Genomic DNA, 16,348 nt, shown 5'->3' with positions numbered 1-16,348 from the left:
CGTATGGAAGCGGCAGGGTCAGCATCGGCACGGAATATTGGTAACCCTGACTGGCGTTTTGAAATATGGGTGCTTACAATCCCGACATCTGCCCAGTAATTGGGAAACTGGATCCGGGCACTGCCCGCTGCATCCGCTGTCATAGTCGTGTGTGTACCGTTCTGCTGTTTCGTATCGCTTTCACCCTTTCCACGTAACGCTGTTTTTCGAGGATTGAAGCCATGCTGAACCTGTCGAAATCGGATTGCATCACCATACTCTCCGCCGCCAGCAGCCTCGCCGACGACGCGATGCTTCCGCTCGATCCCGACCGGCTCGGCCTTTCCCGCAACGGGATGGAAACGGCAGCGGCATTTCTCGTCGAACGCGCATGCTTTACGCGTTATCAGGAAAGCGACGGTCATTATGCCGTCGGTGGACTGTCGCTGCAGGGCAAGCTGCGCCTCGACCAGCTCTCGAACGGCTGAGCGCCCGCCGGGCGGCTTCACCCAGACGACCCGCAACGGGCGGCGATCGTGCCGTCCGTGTCCATGATGACCCTGCAACATGATTCAGCCGCACGCGCGCGAGACAAACGCGCGTGCGTCCGCGCACGCCTGCCGCGGCCTGCGCGAATCAGAAATGCGTGCCGCCCATGCCGAAGAGACCGATGATCCCGATGATGATCAGATACAGCGCGACGATGTAGTTGAGCAGGCGCGGCATGACGAGAATCAGGATGCCGGCGATCAGGGAGACGAGCGGACCGAGACTGAGTGTAACGTTCATGAAAACTCCACGGGTTGGAACTGTTTTTATTGAAAGTACGACTTGCCGGGCATACGCATGATGCATGAAGCAGTGACGCAACCACGTGCTGCTTCGTTGCGCATCTGGTGCCGGTGAGACTCGCCTGGAGCTACGGCTGGAGCACAGCCGTCAGCCTTTCCGGCTGTGTACTCCGGCGCAACGCTCCTATACTTGCCGGAACACAGAACAATCACACGGGGCGCGCGGCAGACCAGTGACACCAGTCAAACCGGAACGATGTCAAGGGAGCCCGTCATGCTTGTCCGTCATCGCGCAGCAGCATTCGCCGTGCCACCGTCTGCCCGCTCGATCATAAAAGGCTTCGTACTCATGGTCTCTATCGTTGCAACCCAGGCGCTTGCCCAGGGCGCCGCGGCCGTTCCCGCCGATGGCGTGTACGACCTGCTGGTCGGCACCTATACGGCCGGCAGGAGTGAAGGCATCTACGTCTACCGCTTCGACACGAAGACCGGCGACATGACGCCCGTTTCGTCGGCGAAGACGGTGAACCCGTCGTACCTCGTGGTGAGCGGCGACCGGCGTCACGTGTATGCGGTCAACGAGCTGCCTGGCGACAACGGACCGGCGAACCAGCGCGGCGGCGTCAGCGCGTTCGGCTTCGATCCGCAAAGCGGGCAACTGACGTTTCTGAACCAGGTTTCATCGGAAGGCAACGACCCGTGCTATCTGAGCATCTCGCCGGACGGCAGGTATCTGACGGCCGCCAACTATTCGGTCGCGGCCGACCCCGGCGGCAGCTTCTCGGTGTTTCCGCTTCAGCCGGACGGCCAGGTGGGCGCGGCGGTGCTCACCGTTCATCATGAGGGCGGCGGCCCGGTGAAGGGGCGGCAGGACAATACGCACGTGCATTCCACGGTGTTTTCGCCGGATGGCCGGTATCTCTTCGCGCAGGATCTCGGCGCGGACAAGGTCTATTCGTATCGCTACACGCCCGATGGCAGCCGCGGCCTGCTCGGCCCCACCGAAACGCGCTACACGGCGCTGAAGCCCGGCTCCGGCCCGCGTCATCTGGTGTTCGGCCCGGACGGCAGGTATGCGTACCTGACCAGCGAGATGGCGGCGACCGTCGACACGTTGCGCCATGACCACGGCAAGCTCACGCTGCTGCAGTCGCTCCCGCTCACGAAGCCCGGTTTCAAGGGCGCGGTGGGCGCCGCGGCGATCCATCTGTCGCCGGATGGACGCTTTGTCTACGTGAGCAATCGTGGTGACGCGAACGAGATCGTGATCTTCGCGGTCGATGCCGCCAACGGGCATCTGAAGCTCGTCGGGCATCAGTCGAGCCTCGGTGCTTCGCCACGCGAATTCGCGATCGATCCGACCGGCAAGTGGCTGATCGTCGGCAACCAGAACAGCGATACGGTCTATGTGTTCCGTCGCGACGCGCAGACCGGATTGCTCGACGCGAACCCGAAGCGCTTCGATATTCCGGCGCCGGTGGATTTCAAGCTGGTCGCGCCGAACTAGACCGGAAGAGCAGGGCGCGTCTTCATGCGCCCCGCGATGGGGTGACCTCATGACCTCGTGACTTCGTGACTTCGTGAGGTAGCGCGGTCGCTTCGTGGTTACTCGGCGGGTCCGGGCGCGAGCACTTCACGGCTGCCGTTGATGCCCATCGCCGAAACCAGCCCGGCGCTTTCCATCTGCTCGACGAGCCGCGCCGCGCGGTTGTAGCCGATGCGCAGTTGCCGCTGCACCGACGAGATCGACGCGCGCCGTGTCCGCACGACGAACGCCACGGCTTCGTCGTACAGCGGATCGGCTTCGGCATCCGGTGCTTCGCCGAACAGGTCCTGCGTCGCGCCTTCGGTTGCCGGGCCGTCGAGAATGCCTTCCTCGTACTGCGGCTCGCCGAACTGCTTCAGATGTTCGACGATGCGGTGGACTTCTTCATCTTCGACGTAGGCGCCATGCACGCGCTGCGGATAACCGGTGCCGGGCGGCAGGAACAGCATATCGCCCTGGCCGAGCAGCGACTCCGCGCCCATCTGGTCGAGAATCGTGCGCGAGTCGATCTTCGACGACACCTGAAACGCGACGCGCGTCGGAATGTTCGCCTTGATGAGACCCGTGATGACGTCCACCGAAGGACGCTGCGTCGCGAGAATCAGGTGGATGCCGGCGGCGCGCGCCTTCTGCGCGAGGCGCGCGATCAGCTCTTCGATCTTCTTGCCGGCGACCATCATCAGGTCGGCGAGCTCGTCGATGACGACCACGATCAGCGGCAGCGGCGCGAGCGGCTCCGGCGCTTCGGGTGTCAGCGAGAACGGGTTGCCGAGCTTCTTGCCGTGCGCTTCGGCGTCGCGGATCTTCTGGTTGAAGCCCGCCAGGTTGCGCACGCCGACGGCCGACATCAGCCGGTAGCGCTTCTCCATCTCGCCGACGCACCAGTTGAGCGCGTTCGCTGCGAGCTTCATGTCGGTGACGACGGGCGCGAGCAGATGCGGAATGCCTTCGTAGACCGACAGTTCCAGCATCTTCGGGTCGATCATGATGAGGCGCACTTCCTCGGGCGTCGCCTTGTAGAGCAGCGAAACGATCATCGCATTGATCGCCACCGACTTGCCCGAGCCGGTCGTGCCCGCGACCAGCATGTGCGGCGCCTTCGCCAGATCTGCGACCACCGGATGTCCGGTGATGTCCTTGCCCATCGCGAGCGTCAGGTTCGAGCGCGAGTTCTGGTAGACGTCCGCCTCGAGGATTTCCGACAGGCGGATCATCTGGCGCTTCGCGTTCGGCAGCTCGAGCCCCATGCAGGTCTTGCCGGGAATCGTTTCGACGACGCGGATCGACGTAAGACCCAGGCCGCGCGACAGATCCTTCATCAGCCCGACGATCTGGCTGCCGCGCACACCGAGCGCGGGTTCGACCTCGAAGCGCGTGATCACGGGACCGGCGGAGGCGCCGACCACCGTCACCGGTACCTTGAACTCCTGCAGTCGCTGCTCGATCAGCTGGCCGGTTTCGGCGAGCTGGTCTTCGGGGATCGGTTCGACGTCGGACGAGGTGCGTTCGAGCAGATCGAGCGACGGCAACTCGACCATCGATGCGGCCGGTGCGTGGAATTCGAAACCGGTCGGCGCGTGGCCGCGCGGCGGTGGCGGTGTGATGACGGGCGGCGCGGGCGGGGCTTCGGGGGTGTCGAGGGTGGCTTCTTCGCTCACGCGTTCGTCGTGAGGTTCGACGGCTGCGGCGGCGAGGCCTGGCGTCGTCGCGTCGACCGGTGCGAAAGGGAAGCGAACGACGTTCGACGGGGCAGGCTGCGCTGGAATGTCCTCTTTGCTCGCGCTCACGACGTGCAGCGCAGGCGCGGCGGGGCGCGACGTGGGATCGCCATGCGCGGGCGTCGACGCGTGATGCGAAGCCATCGACGAGCCGGTTCGCATTTCGGCGACGTCGTCGATGTTTTCCTCCACGGTGTCCCAGGGGGCGATGACCGGTGCGGCGGGTGTAACTGACATGAAGGGTGCGGTGGCCGACGCGACCGGTGTGGCTGGTGCGATTGGCGTAACAGTCGCGGTGAGGGGGACAGCGGACCCAGCTTCGTTTTGTGTTTGTGGCGCCGTGTGATGTTCGGCGGGCGCATCGGGCGACGTCCCCGGTGCGAGCGGGATTTCCTCGGCGGTCGAAGTCGCGTCTGCAAGACCTGTCGATGGTTTGTTTAACGGCGCCGGGTACGGCGGTTCGTCGCTCGTGGCCGGCGTGGCGGTTGTGTCCGGCGTCGTCACGACCGGTTGCGCGACTGTGGTCACGACAAGGGGCGGTTCCGTCGGCGCGCTGAACGAGCCGGTCACTGAGGGCTCGGAGCCCGCCGTGGTCGATTCGTGCGTAGTGGTCGTGGTCCCGGCGCGCGTCTCGGGTTCGATGGGCGACGGTTCCTGCGCTTCAACCGATTCAGTCGCGATGCGGGCGGCACTATCCGGGGCGACGGGTTGCTGAACGTCAACCGTATGATCGGGAGCGCTCGGTCCTGGCGCCGCATTCGCCCTGGCGTCGCGGGCTTCGCTCGCGTTGATGCGCGCGAGGCCGGCGCCTGCGAGCGTCGTCCAGCGGGCCGCGTTTTCCTCGATGCTGCGCAGCGTTTCCTGCACGCTCGCCGGTGGCCTCACGCGTGGCGCACTGATCGACGGACGTGACCAGGCCGGCGCGTGAGCGGTGCCCGGCGCAGGTTGTCCCGGGCGGGACGGTGCCGGAGCCGAGCCGGAAACAGGGTGCGTCAATCCTGGCGTCGATGTACCGCCGGACGACGCGTTCGGGCGAATCGCCGTATCGGAGCGAGCTTTCGCCAGAGCGCCCGGCACGGAACCGGACGAGGTGCCTGACGCACCGCGTGCAGCGCTCGATGACGTCGATGCATCGGGAACTGCACTGCCCGCAGTCGTAATACCCGCAGCAGCAACACCGTGCAAACCCGCCGCCGAACCTGCGCCCGCGGCATGCAACCCCGCGCGCAACGCATCGCGGCTCGCGCGAGCCACTGTCGAACCGGATCCACCCACGGAGGCATTCGAACCCGGCGTCGCTGCCGGAGCGCGAAGCCAGTCAGCAGGCGCGACCGGCTCCGACGGTGTCCACGACGTGGCGCGCGCGCTTTGCCGCGGCGGGGTCATCGAGGCTGTGCGAGCGGTGCCGTCGGCCGGCTGCGGCGCATCCGCGCGCGCGCCTGAAAACCGGCTGGCACCCGCTTGCGAACCCGCAGCCCGCGCATCGCCCGTCGATGCCGCGATGCCTGCGCCTGTCGCGCCCGCCGCGGCGCCACGCCCGACAGCGGGCGGCCGCCAGCCGACGGGCCGCGCGTAACGGCCTTCGGATTTCGGCGACATCGTGCGTGTGGGCGTGATGTGAGCGGATGACGTGTCGCCAGTGCCCGCACTCGCGCGGCGCGGACGCGGGCGCGCTTCATCGTCGCGCTTCGAAAACGCACGCGAGAAGCCGAGGCCGAACGCGCCGTCGGCCCATATCGCGGCCTGCGACCAGCGAAAGCCGACGAGCCACGGCACGCAGACGAGCAGCAGGGCCGCCATCACGAGCGGCGTCGCGACCGGTCCGAGCAGCTGCGCGAATCCGGACGCGAGCGCGTGCCCGAAACCGTCGATGCCCTGGATATGAACGAGGGACGCCTCCAGCGTGCAGCTCGTCACCATCACGCAGACGAAGCCGAGCCACAGACGGATCGTGCCCGGGCCGCGCAGCCCGACGCCGCCCGGCAGAACGGATTTCACGAGACGCCACAAAAGAGGAATAAACCAGACGGCCGATGCGCCGAACCAGTTGAAAACTACCGTGTGCATGCTGGACATCAACGAATGAAGGACGCCTGAAAACGCGATCCGCCGAGTTTAACCGGTGAAGCGCGACGCTTCGAAGGCAGGCGCCGGAACGCAGGAGCGAAAAGAGCGGCAGGTAGCGCGTCCGACGCGGCTTCGCACCTGCTTCGCGGCGTACCCGGAAACATCCGGAAAGCGTCCGTCGCGTGGCCGCTCATTGCCCGCGTCGCGCGAACGTGAGCGTGTCGCCGTTGTCGGGAATCAGCTGCAATTCTTGTGGTGCACGCATCTGCACGCCCGTGCGGTCGATATGCGCAAGCGCGTCGAGATAGGCGCCTTCGATCTGTCCGCCCAGCGTCGCGCACGCCATCCGCGTGCCGGCGAGCGGTCCGAACGACAGCTTGCCGTCCTTCAGCGCGTAGGTGCCCATATAGCGGTTGCAGCCGGAAAAGCCGCTCGCGCGCCGCTGGCCATTGGCGGTCGACAGCGTCAGCGTGACCGGTTCGCCGTTGTCGCCGTGCGGCACGTCGCGCAGCGTGCCGTCAGCCTGCTTCCAGCTGGTCAGCTCCCACGTCGTGTTGTCGAGCAGCTGGGTGGCGGCCGGGTTGAACGGGTCGGGCGCTTCGGCGGAGGCGTCGGTGTGGACGGGAAGCGAGCACGCGGTGACGAGGCCGGTGAGGCAGAGCGCGGCGACCGGCGCGCGCCACGGCGAACCGGACGCGGCGCGGGCAATGAAGCCGGATGCGCCGAAGCCCTGAAAGGAGGCGCGAACGCGCGCGAGCAGCGGGGCGACGGAAAGCGCGTGATGTCGCGCGAAAGACCGGAGGGCCATGACGTCGTTCCTCTTCAAAACTAACGAAGGCGTAAGGGTAACGCACTCGACAGGCTGCGCGCGAGCGCATGTTAACATCGCCTGTTCTCTTTTCAACCACCGATTTCTCTCTGGAGACCCCATGCAGATCGGTCAACGGATCGGCACGCCGCTGTCGACATCCGCAACGCGCGTCATGCTGCTCGGCGCAGGCGAACTGGGCAAGGAAGTGATCATCGCGCTGCAGCGTCTCGGCGTCGAAGTGATCGCCGTCGACCGTTACGCTGATGCGCCCGGCCATCAGGTCGCGCACCGCGCGCACGTGATCGACATGACGGACGGCGCCGCGCTGCGCGCGCTCGTCGAAGCGGAAAAGCCGCATCTGATCGTGCCGGAAATCGAGGCCATCGCCACCGATGCGCTCGCCACCATCGAAAGCGACGGCCTCGCCGTCGTGATTCCGACTGCGCGCGCAACACAGCTGACCATGAACCGTGAAGGTATCCGTCGTCTCGCGGCGGAAGAACTCGGTCTCGCCACGTCGCCCTATGCCTTCGCCGATTCGCTCGACGAACTGAAGGCCGGCATCGCGAAGGTCGGCTATCCGTGCGTCGTGAAGCCGGTGATGTCGTCATCGGGCAAGGGGCAGTCGGTGCTCAGAAGCGATGCCGACGTCGAACCGGCCTGGCAGTATGCGCAGGCGGGCGGCCGCGTGAAGGGCGGCCGCGTGATCGTCGAGGGCTTCGTCAACTTCGATTACGAAATCACGCTGTTGACCGTGCGCGCCACCGATCCGGCGACGGGCGAAACCCGCACGTATTTCTGCGACCCGATCGGCCATCTGCAGGTGGCGGGCGACTACGTCGAATCGTGGCAGCCGCAGCCGATGAGCCCGGCCGCGCTGCAGCGTTCGCGCGACATCGCGCACGAAGTGACGACGGCACTTGGCGGGCGCGGCCTCTTCGGCGTGGAACTTTTTGTCGCTGGCGACGACGTATGGTTTTCGGAAGTGAGTCCGCGTCCGCACGACACGGGGCTCGTCACGCTGTGCTCGCAGCGCTTTTCCGAGTTCGAACTGCACGCGCGCGCGATTCTCGGTTTGCCGGTGGATACGTCGCTGCGGGAACCGGGCGCGTCGGCGGTGATTTACGGCGGCCTCGAGGAAACCGGCATCGCGTTCGAGGGCGTCGTAGAGGCGCTGGCCGTGCCGAACGCGGATCTGCGTCTGTTCGGCAAGCCGGAGAGTTTCACGAAGCGCCGCATGGGCGTGGCGCTCGCGACCGGCGCCACGACCGACGAAGCGCGTGTGCGCGCCAAACGGGCTGCGGCGGCCGTGCGGCCGGTGTCGGCGAAATAGTTGCACACACAGTTGCACACGCGGCGCGGACGTCCGGATCGAACGTTCGCGCCAGCAGGTGAATCGGGAGGGCTCAGTATGAAGCTGAAGCTGAAGCACGCGACGCTTTTACATGCCGCGAAGGGCGATGGTCACGCGGCGCGTCTGACGGATGACGCCTCGGGCGCGGACACGCACGTCCACCTGCGACGAGGGCATGGCGTGCTGGTGCGCTCCTGCATGCTGATGGCGCTGTGCGCGGCGCTCACCGGCTGCGGCCTTGCCGCCGCGCCGTGCCGGATCGCATCGGCGGGCCTGAAGATCGTGCCGGTGGTCGGCCACGTCGCCGCCGCGCCCACCGACGCATGCGCCGACGTGATCGACCCATGATCCATGACGCGTGCATGCGTGCATGTGTCTCCGTGACCCGCAATCTGGCATCTGACCTGAGGCATTCGATGAAGACAGGATTCGTGGTTGCATCGGCGATATTCGGCGCGATCGTCATGGGCAATGTGGCGCCGGCCGCGGCGGCCGGTTCGTTTCATCTCTCGGACATCCAGGCGAAGAACGGTCGCACGAGCAAATACACGTGCTCGACCGGCCGGATCCTGCAGGTCACGTACTGGAACGCGGCAAACGGCCAGAGCTTCGCGCTCGTGCCCGTCAACGGGCAGCAGATGCTGTTCGTCGACACGCTTTCCGCCTCGGGCGTCAAGTACCAGGCGGGCAGCTACACATGGTGGACCAAGGGTCCGCGCGCCGATCTCTACGACGCGACGAAGGGCGAGAATGCGCCGCCCGTCCTGTCCAACTGCGTGACGATCGTCCGCTAGCCTTCACGGCGTTTTACGTCGCGGCGTTTCACCACGTCTCTTCCCCCCGGTCGTTCCAGTCCCGTCGCATCGTGCGGCGGGGCGCGACGCTGTCCGCCCGCGCGCAGCATCCGCCCTCCAGGAGTAAGCTGTCTCACTCGCGCCCGAACGTGCTGCTGGCCTTCGCGGCGCGCGACGTCGTTTCCGGCCTGGACCGTCCGTTCCGGATCACATCGCGCAGGCCTCATGCCCGCGCCCGTTCGTCAAGCGAGACTCTCAAATGAAAGCTTCGGATCTGTTCGTCAAGTCGCTGGAAGCTGAAGGTGTCGAGTACGTGTTCGGCATCCCCGGCGAGGAAAACCTCGATCTCCTCGAATCGCTGCGCCGCTCGAAAATCCGTCTGATCCTCACGCGCCACGAGCAGGCCGCCGGCTTCATGGCGGCGACCTATGGACGCCTGACCGGCCGCACGGGTGTCTGTCTCGCGACGCTCGGCCCGGGCGCGACCAACTTCGTGACGGCGGCGGCCTATGCGCAGCTGGGCGGCATGCCGATGCTGATGGTCACCGGACAGAAGCCGATCAAGTCGAGCAAGCAGGGCCATTTCCAGATCGTCGACGTGGTGCGCATGATGGAGCCGCTCACGAAGTACACGCGGCAGATCGTGTCGGTCGCGAATATTCCGGCGTCGGTGCGCGAGGCGTTCCGTCAGGCCGAGGAAGAGCGGCCGGGCGCCACGCACCTGGAGTTGCCCGAGGACGTCGCGCACGAAGAGGGCGACGGCAAGCCGATTCCGAAGAGCTACAGCCGCCGGCCGGTCGCGGAGGAAAAGGCGGTCGCGCGTGCGGTCGAGGCGATCACGAAGGCGAAGCATCCGCTGCTGATGATCGGCGCCGGCGGCAACCGCAAGACCACGACGAAGATGCTGCGCGAATTCGTCGACCAGATCGGCATTCCGTTCTTCACGACGCAGATGGGCAAGGGCGTGATCGACGAGTCGCATCCGATGTGGCTCGGCAACGCGACGCTCTCCGACGGCGACTTCGTCCACCGCGCGATCGATCACGCCGACTGCATCATCAACGTCGGCCACGACGTGATCGAGAAGCCGCCGTTCTTCATGCGCAGCGGCGAAGCCGGCGAGAAGACCGTGATTCACGTGAATTTTCTCGGCGCCGAGGTCGATACCGTGTATTTCCCGCAGATCGAGGTGGTGGGCGATATCGCGAACGCCGTGTGGCAACTGAAGGAAAGCCTGACGTCGCGCCAGGAACACTGGGACTTCACGCGCTTCAAGGAGATCAAGGAACATTTCGAGGCGCATCTCGCGAAGGGCCAGCACGACGACCGCTTTCCGATGTACCCGGTGCGCATCGTCCACGACGTGTACGAGACGACGCCCGTCGATGGCATCGTGTGCCTCGACAACGGCATGTACAAGATCTGGTTCGCGCGCTACTACCGGGCGCACGAACCGAATTCGCTGCTGCTCGACAACGCGCTCGCCTCGATGGGCGCGGGCTTGCCGTCCGCCATCGCGACGAAGATCGTGCATCCGGACCGCAAGGTGATGGCCGTGTGTGGCGACGGCGGCTTCATGATGAACTCGCAGGAACTCGAAACGGCCGTGCGGCTCAAGCTCGATCTCGTGATCCTGATCCTGCGCGACGACGCGTTCGGCATGATCCGCTGGAAGCAGGAAAACATGAACTTCCCCGATTACGGCATGACGCTGCGCAACCCCGATTTCGTCGACTACGCGAAGAGTTACGGCGCGCAGGGACACCGGATCGAGGCCGCGTCCGAATTCGCGCCGCTCCTGCGCGAATGCTTCGCGACGCCTGGTGTACACGTGATCGACCTGCCGATCGACTACTCGGATAACGAACGCGTGCTCAATCGCGAGATCAAGCGGCTGAGCGCGCAGATTTGAGCGCGCAGATTTGAGCCCGCGGGCGCATTGCACACTGCATCGTTGAAGGGAGAACGCGACATGTTGAAGAAGTCCTACCCGTACTACCTCGCGAACGAACCGGTCGCGGCGAACACCGACCTCGAAGTCACCGACAAGTTCAGCGGCGAAGTGGCGACACGCGTCGCGCTCGCCGACGCGAAAGCCATCGACAAGGCGATCGGCGCAGCTGTCGACGTGATGCCGGCGATGCGCGACTTCCCGCCGTTCAGACGTCAGGCCGTGCTCGAGCATTGCGTGGCCCGGTTTCGCGAACGCTACGACGAACTGGCGATGGCGCTGTGCATCGAAGCGGGAAAGCCGATCAACGATTCGCGCGGCGAGGTGACGCGGCTCATCGACACGTTCAAGGTGGCCGCGGAAGAGTCGGTGCGCATCGACGGCGAGATCATCAATCTCGAGATTTCGCCGCGCGCGAAGGGTTACCACGGCTACACGAAGCGCGTGCCGATCGGGCCTTGCTCGTTCATCTCGCCGTTCAATTTTCCGCTCAACCTGGCGGCGCACAAGGTCGCGCCCGGGCTCGCCGCGGGCGTGCCGTTCGTCCTGAAGCCGGCGAGCCGCACGCCGGTTGGCGCGCTCATCATCGGCGAGGTTCTCGCGGAAACCGACCTGCCGAAGGGCGCATTCTCGATCCTGCCCGCGCATCGCGACGGCGCCGATCTCTTCACCACCGACGAGCGCTTCAAGCTGCTGTCGTTCACCGGCTCGCCGGCGGTCGGCTGGGACCTGAAGAAGAAAGCCGGCAAGAAAAAGGTGATCCTGGAACTGGGCGGCAACGCGGCGGCAATCGTCGACGGCGACCAGCGCGACAAGCTCGACTACGTCGTCGACCGTCTCGCGTTCGGCGCGTTTTACCAGTCGGGGCAGAGCTGCATCGGCGTGCAGCGCATCCTGATCCATGCGGATATCTACGACGCGCTGCGCGACAAACTGATCGCGAAGACGAAGTCGCTGAAAATGGGCGATCCGAAGGACGAAAAGACGTTCGTCGGCCCGATGATCTCGGAATCGGAGTCGAACCGGCTCGCCGGCTGGATGGAAGCGGCGGTGCTGGCGGGCGCGAAGATCGTCGCGGGCGGCAAGGTGGACGGCGCGATGTTCGAAGCCACGCTGCTCGAAAACGTGCATCGCGACCAGGATCTGTACCGCAAGGAAGCGTTCGGGCCGGTCGCGATTCTCGAGCGCTTCGAGCAGTTCGACGAAGCGCTCGCCACCGTCAACGACAGTGACTTCGGCCTGCAGGCGGGCGTCTTCACCGATTCGCTCGCGCATGCGCACCGCGCGTGGGACGCGCTCGACGTGGGCGGCGTCGTGATCAACGACGTGCCGTCGTTTCGCGTCGACAACATGCCGTACGGCGGCGTCAAGGATTCGGGTCTCGGGCGCGAGGGCATCCGCTACGCGATCGAGGACATGACCGAAATCCGCCTGATGGTGATGCGCGAGACGTGGTGAGCGGGCGGATTTTCTGACCCGCTCTGCCCCGTTCTGGCCCGACACGCCGGTTATGCCCGCGAGGGCTCGTCGCGTCACGCAACTGTCGCCTGAACGCGTTACGCTCGACGCGCCGGGATCTGGCCCCGGCGCCGGGCGCGGTCGATGCGGCGCGCAGCGGGGCCGGGCAATGCAGAAAGCCGCCGGGTGCGCCATGAGTGTTTTTGCTGAAGTGCTACAATACCGCCCTTTCCGGCGGATGTTTCCGTCGGCCGGAGCCGGCCGCATTCTTTCTCCTGATTTCCGGGTCCCGTGCGGCATGCCGTGGCTCCGCCTTCATCCTGATGTCCTCCGCGGCTTTGCCCGCTGCCACGCCTAGCCGCAGGCGCATTTTTAGCGAAAGCCACCATGTCCGACACAGACGTCACGCCCAGTACCGATACACCGACACCGACCTTCGACCAGTTCGGCCTTCACGCCGATATCCTGAAGGCCATCACGGACTCGGGCTACACGACGCCGACGCCGATCCAGGCGCAAGCCATTCCAGTTGTACTCGCAGGCCGCGACGTGATGGGCGCGGCTCAGACGGGAACCGGCAAGACCGCGAGCTTTTCGCTGCCGATCATCCAGCGTCTGTTGCCGCAGGCCAGCACGAGCGCCTCGCCCGCGCGCCATCCGGTGCGCGCGCTGATTCTCACGCCGACGCGCGAACTCGCCGACCAGGTCGCCGCGAACGTGCAGGCGTACGCGAAGCACACGTCGCTGCGCAGCGCGGTGGTGTTCGGCGGCGTCGACATGAACCCGCAGTCGGCCGAATTGCGGCGCGGCGTGGAAATCCTGATCGCGACGCCAGGGCGCCTGCTCGATCACGTCCAGCAAAAGACGGCCAACCTCGGCCAGGTCCAGATGCTCGTGCTCGACGAAGCCGACCGCATGCTCGACATGGGCTTCCTGCCCGACCTGCAGCGCATCCTGAACCTGCTGCCGAAGGAGCGCCAGACGCTACTGTTCTCGGCCACGTTCTCCGGCGACATCAAGAAGCTGGCCGCGACGTATCTGCGCAATCCGCAGACGATCGAAGTCGCGCGCAGCAATTCGACGGCGACGAACGTGACGCAGGTGGTTTATGAAGTGGCGGAAGGCGACAAGACCGGCGCGGTGGTGAAGCTGATCCGCGACCGCGGCCTGAAGCAGGTGATCGTGTTCTGTAACAGCAAGATCGGCGCGAGCCGTCTCGCCCGTTCGCTCGAACGCGACGGCGTGGTGGCAACCGCCATTCACGGCGACCGCACGCAGAACGAGCGGATGCAGGCACTCGACGCGTTCAAGCGCGGCGAGATCGAGGCGCTGGTGGCCACCGACGTGGCCGCGCGCGGTCTCGACATCGTGGAACTGCCGGCCGTGATCAACTTCGACCTGCCGTGGAACCCGGAAGATTACGTCCACCGGATCGGCCGTACCGGCCGCGCGGGCGCCTCGGGCGACGCGCTGTCGCTGTGCAGCCCGAACGAGCGCAAGCAGCTGGCCGATATCGAGAAACTGATCAAGCGTCCGCTCGACGTGCAGCATCTGCACGTCGATGTGCCCGTGCGTCATCATCACGAAGAGCGGGGCGGCCGGCGCGAGCGCGACGAACGTCCGGCGCGTCGCCGCACGACGGGCGCTTCGGGTACGTTCGACCGCCCGCATCATCGCCACGCGGCGCCGCCCGTCGACGACTTCTTCCTCAAGCCCTACGAGCCGTCGCCTTCCACGAAGACGCAGGACGAGCCCGCATCCTCGCCGCAGAAGCCCGCTTCGCGACAACCGCTGGCTGCGTTGCTCGGTGGTTTCGGCATGCCGCGCAAGACGACATCGACCTGAGTCGTTCGGCTCGATAGTCGATCATCGAGCCTGCGTTCGCGGTTTTCCTGTTTGTGTGAAAGCGCGTTGCGCTGATGCAGAGGTCGCGCGCTGCGATGTTCCAGATATTGTCGCGCGCTCAGGACTGTTCGCGCGTTTCGAGTTGCGCAACGCGCCCGGACCATGCCTTCGTGGTGTTTTTGTAGAACGTGTCGAGCGATCCGCCTCGCACGTTGTTTCCCATATCGAGACCGAGATGCGCCGCTGCTGCGTGTAGCGCGACGAGCGGATTGTCCGCGTCGAGCGCGATCGCGCCGGTCTGCTTGCTCAGCTTTTCGCCCAGTTCGTTCGTGACGACCGGAACATGCAGGTACGAGGGCGTCGATATGCCCATGCAACGCTGCAGATAGATCTGGCGAGCGGTCGAATCCAGCAGGTCCGCGCCGCGCACGACGTGCGTGATGCCCGCGTCCGCATCGTCCGCGACCACGGCCAGTTGATAGGCCCACTGGCCGTCCGCCCGTTTCAGCACGAAATCACCGATTTCCGTCGCCAGGTTCTGGGTTTGCAGGCCCTGCCAGACGTCATTGAACGTGATGATGGCCGCGTCGCCGTCCGGCACCCTCAGGCGCCACGCGCGGGCCGGCTTGCCGTGCAGGCCGCCGCGGCAGGTGCCGGGATACGCGAGCGTTGTGTGCCGCGCATGCGCGTGGAGCAACGAATCCGCGATTTCCCTGCGCGTGCAGCCACACGGGTAGACGAAGCCGTCATGGTCGAGCTGCGCGAACACCTGCTGGTAGCGTTCGAGCCGCCCGCTTTGCCACACCGGCGGCTCATCCGCGTGCATGCCGAAGCGGGCGAGGGTGGCGAGGATATCCTGCGCCGCGCCAGGGACGGTGCGTGGTGCGTCGACGTCCTCGATTCTGACGAGCCACGCACCGCCATGCGCGCGGGCGTCGAGCCAGCTGGCGAGCGCGCTCACGAGCGAGCCGAAATGCAGCGGGCCGGTGGGTGACGGGGCGAAGCGCCCTCGATACGCTGGGGGCGAGACCCCGGTGCCGGTTGCGAGGACCTCAGCAGGCGCCGTCATTTGCGCGACTACGCAGCCTGTGCGCGATTCCTTTCGGGATGGCATTCGGGACAGGTTTTCCCGGGTGTGTACAGCGGTGACTTCTGCGCCTCCGGGCTGACGACCGCGCGGCAACCGAAGCACTGCGCCGTTGCAGTCGGTTCAAGTTGCGGATTGAGGGCCGTGCGGTAGTCGAATACGAAGCACTCGCCGTGGTAGTGCGCGCCGCCGACTTCCTCGAAATACTTCAGGATGCCGCCTTCGAGCTGGTAGACGTTCTCGATCCCGACTTCTTTCATGTGGATCGCGGCCTTCTCGCAGCGAATCCCGCCTGTGCAGAACGACACGACCGTCTTGCCTTCGAGATCCGCGCGATTCTGTTCGATGACTTCCGGGAATTCGCTGAACTTCGTGATGCGGTAATCGAGCGCGTTATCGAACGTGCCGACGTCGACTTCGAACGCGTTGCGCGTGTCCAGCATCACAATCGGGCGGCCCGCGTCGTCATGGCCGCGGTCGAGCCACGCCTTGAGCGTGGGTGCATCGACGAACGGGGCGCGGCCGAGTTCCGGGCGGATGGCCGGTTTCTTCATCGTGATGATTTCGCGCTTGAGCTTGACCAGCATGCGGCGAAACGGCTGTTTTTCCGAAATGCTTTCCTTGAACTGCAGGCCCGCGAACCGGCCTTCGAAGAGCGGATCGTGGCGAAGGTAGGCGATGAAGTCGCGCGCGGCTTCCGGCGTGCCGGCCACGAACAGGTTGATGCCTTCCGGCGCGAGCAGGATCGTGCCGCGCAGGCCGAGCGCGTTGCAGCGGTCGGTGACGAGAGGGCGCCACGCGACGATGTCGTCCAGCGTCGCGAATTGATAGGCAGCGAGATTAACGATACTCATGATGGTCCAGCAGTAATGGGTGGCCGCCGGCGCTGAACGCGCATTCGTAGCGAAATTCGCGCGATGCGGCCGATGCAGGCCACGCGGCCACGG

General features: G+C 65.7%; 13 protein-coding genes. 8 read left to right on the top strand and 5 right to left on the bottom strand.

Annotated elements, in window-relative coordinates:
- Positions 1-221: 221 nt before the first annotated feature.
- Entirely contained in the window at positions 222-467 is a 246-nt protein-coding gene (locus BLV45_RS07730; RefSeq protein WP_090531497.1) for a hypothetical protein, read from the top strand.
- Positions 468-615: 148 nt separating this feature from the next.
- On the opposite strand, the gene BLV45_RS07725 is transcribed toward BLV45_RS07730, so the two are convergent.
- Positions 616-768, bottom strand: a complete 153-nt coding sequence (locus BLV45_RS07725) for a DUF3096 domain-containing protein (protein WP_090531495.1) — start codon at positions 766-768, stop codon at positions 616-618.
- 276 nt (positions 769-1,044) lie between these two features.
- On the opposite strand from BLV45_RS07725, the gene BLV45_RS07720 reads away from it, so the two are divergent.
- Positions 1,045-2,277 carry a lactonase family protein gene (locus BLV45_RS07720; RefSeq protein ID WP_245753158.1) on the top strand — a complete coding sequence of 411 codons (1,233 nt, stop codon included), beginning with the start codon at positions 1,045-1,047 and terminating at the stop codon, positions 2,275-2,277.
- 98 nt (positions 2,278-2,375) lie between these two features.
- Here the strand turns inward: BLV45_RS07720 and BLV45_RS28305 are convergent, their stop codons facing one another.
- Both BLV45_RS28305 and BLV45_RS07710 read right to left on the bottom strand, forming a co-directional pair.
- The gene (locus BLV45_RS28305; RefSeq protein ID WP_090531490.1) at positions 2,376-6,101 is read right to left on the bottom strand and encodes a DNA translocase FtsK; all 3,726 of its coding nucleotides are present in this window, start codon (positions 6,099-6,101) and stop codon (positions 2,376-2,378) included.
- Between the two features lie 190 nt (positions 6,102-6,291).
- Positions 6,292-6,909, bottom strand: a complete 618-nt coding sequence (locus BLV45_RS07710; protein ID WP_090531488.1) for an META domain-containing protein — start codon at positions 6,907-6,909, stop codon at positions 6,292-6,294.
- Positions 6,910-7,030: 121 nt separating this feature from the next.
- Here BLV45_RS07710 and purT point away from each other — a divergent pair, with 121 nt between their 5' ends.
- The 6 genes from purT (at position 7,031) to BLV45_RS07675 (ending at position 14,314) form a co-directional block, all read left to right on the top strand.
- Complete coding sequence (purT, locus tag BLV45_RS07705; protein ID WP_090531486.1) at positions 7,031-8,245, top strand: formate-dependent phosphoribosylglycinamide formyltransferase; 1,215 nt, start codon at positions 7,031-7,033, stop codon at positions 8,243-8,245.
- A gap of 219 nt (positions 8,246-8,464) precedes the next feature.
- Positions 8,465-8,614, top strand: a complete 150-nt coding sequence (locus BLV45_RS28145; protein ID WP_407670995.1) for a DUF6726 family protein — start codon at positions 8,465-8,467, stop codon at positions 8,612-8,614.
- Positions 8,615-8,730: 116 nt separating this feature from the next.
- The gene (locus BLV45_RS07695; RefSeq protein ID WP_176954125.1) at positions 8,731-9,060 is read left to right on the top strand and encodes an MliC family protein; all 330 of its coding nucleotides are present in this window, start codon (positions 8,731-8,733) and stop codon (positions 9,058-9,060) included.
- 259 nt (positions 9,061-9,319) lie between these two features.
- Positions 9,320-10,972 (top strand): acetolactate synthase large subunit, encoded by a 1,653-nt coding sequence (locus tag BLV45_RS07690; protein ID WP_090531480.1) that lies wholly within the window; start codon positions 9,320-9,322, stop codon positions 10,970-10,972.
- Between the two features lie 60 nt (positions 10,973-11,032).
- The gene (locus BLV45_RS07685; RefSeq protein ID WP_090531478.1) at positions 11,033-12,469 is read left to right on the top strand and encodes an aldehyde dehydrogenase family protein; all 1,437 of its coding nucleotides are present in this window, start codon (positions 11,033-11,035) and stop codon (positions 12,467-12,469) included.
- A gap of 387 nt (positions 12,470-12,856) precedes the next feature.
- A complete protein-coding gene (locus tag BLV45_RS07675; protein ID WP_090531476.1) occupies positions 12,857-14,314 on the top strand; it encodes a DEAD/DEAH box helicase in 1,458 nt (485 codons plus the stop codon).
- A 118-nt stretch (positions 14,315-14,432) separates the two neighbouring features.
- Here BLV45_RS07675 and gluQRS read toward each other — a convergent pair whose 3' ends face one another.
- Both gluQRS and BLV45_RS07665 read right to left on the bottom strand, forming a co-directional pair.
- On the bottom strand, positions 14,433-15,383 hold the full coding sequence (gene gluQRS, locus BLV45_RS07670; protein WP_090531474.1) for a tRNA glutamyl-Q(34) synthetase GluQRS: 951 nt from the start codon (positions 15,381-15,383) through the stop codon (positions 14,433-14,435).
- 8 nt (positions 15,384-15,391) lie between these two features.
- Positions 15,392-16,255 carry a sulfurtransferase gene (locus BLV45_RS07665; RefSeq protein WP_090531472.1) on the bottom strand — a complete coding sequence of 288 codons (864 nt, stop codon included), beginning with the start codon at positions 16,253-16,255 and terminating at the stop codon, positions 15,392-15,394.
- Positions 16,256-16,348 lie beyond the last annotated feature (93 nt).

The sequence above is a fragment of the Paraburkholderia sartisoli genome (assembly GCF_900107685.1).
Classification (GTDB): domain Bacteria; phylum Pseudomonadota; class Gammaproteobacteria; order Burkholderiales; family Burkholderiaceae; genus Paraburkholderia; species Paraburkholderia sartisoli.
The sequence above is the reverse complement of the archived record's forward strand: the minus strand, read 5'-3'. Positions and strand labels throughout refer to the sequence as shown.

What these genes read in the sequence shown, in the direction of transcription:
- BLV45_RS28305 (WP_090531490.1), bottom strand. Translation starts at nt 6,101, where the DNA reads ATGCACACGGTAGTTTTCAACTGGTTCGGCGCATCGGCCGTCTGGTTT.
- gluQRS (WP_090531474.1), bottom strand. Translation starts at nt 15,383, where the DNA reads ATGACGGCGCCTGCTGAGGTCCTCGCAACCGGCACCGGGGTCTCGCCC.
- BLV45_RS07675 (WP_090531476.1), top strand. Translation starts at nt 12,857, where the DNA reads ATGTCCGACACAGACGTCACGCCCAGTACCGATACACCGACACCGACC.
- purT (WP_090531486.1), top strand. Translation starts at nt 7,031, where the DNA reads ATGCAGATCGGTCAACGGATCGGCACGCCGCTGTCGACATCCGCAACG.
- BLV45_RS07725 (WP_090531495.1), bottom strand. Translation starts at nt 768, where the DNA reads ATGAACGTTACACTCAGTCTCGGTCCGCTCGTCTCCCTGATCGCCGGC.
- BLV45_RS07685 (WP_090531478.1), top strand. Translation starts at nt 11,033, where the DNA reads ATGTTGAAGAAGTCCTACCCGTACTACCTCGCGAACGAACCGGTCGCG.
- BLV45_RS07690 (WP_090531480.1), top strand. Translation starts at nt 9,320, where the DNA reads ATGAAAGCTTCGGATCTGTTCGTCAAGTCGCTGGAAGCTGAAGGTGTC.
- BLV45_RS07730 (WP_090531497.1), top strand. Translation starts at nt 222, where the DNA reads ATGCTGAACCTGTCGAAATCGGATTGCATCACCATACTCTCCGCCGCC.
- BLV45_RS07695 (WP_176954125.1), top strand. Translation starts at nt 8,731, where the DNA reads ATGGGCAATGTGGCGCCGGCCGCGGCGGCCGGTTCGTTTCATCTCTCG.
- BLV45_RS07710 (WP_090531488.1), bottom strand. Translation starts at nt 6,909, where the DNA reads ATGGCCCTCCGGTCTTTCGCGCGACATCACGCGCTTTCCGTCGCCCCG.
- BLV45_RS07665 (WP_090531472.1), bottom strand. Translation starts at nt 16,255, where the DNA reads ATGAGTATCGTTAATCTCGCTGCCTATCAATTCGCGACGCTGGACGAC.
- BLV45_RS28145 (WP_407670995.1), top strand. Translation starts at nt 8,465, where the DNA reads ATGCTGATGGCGCTGTGCGCGGCGCTCACCGGCTGCGGCCTTGCCGCC.
- BLV45_RS07720 (WP_245753158.1), top strand. Translation starts at nt 1,045, where the DNA reads ATGCTTGTCCGTCATCGCGCAGCAGCATTCGCCGTGCCACCGTCTGCC.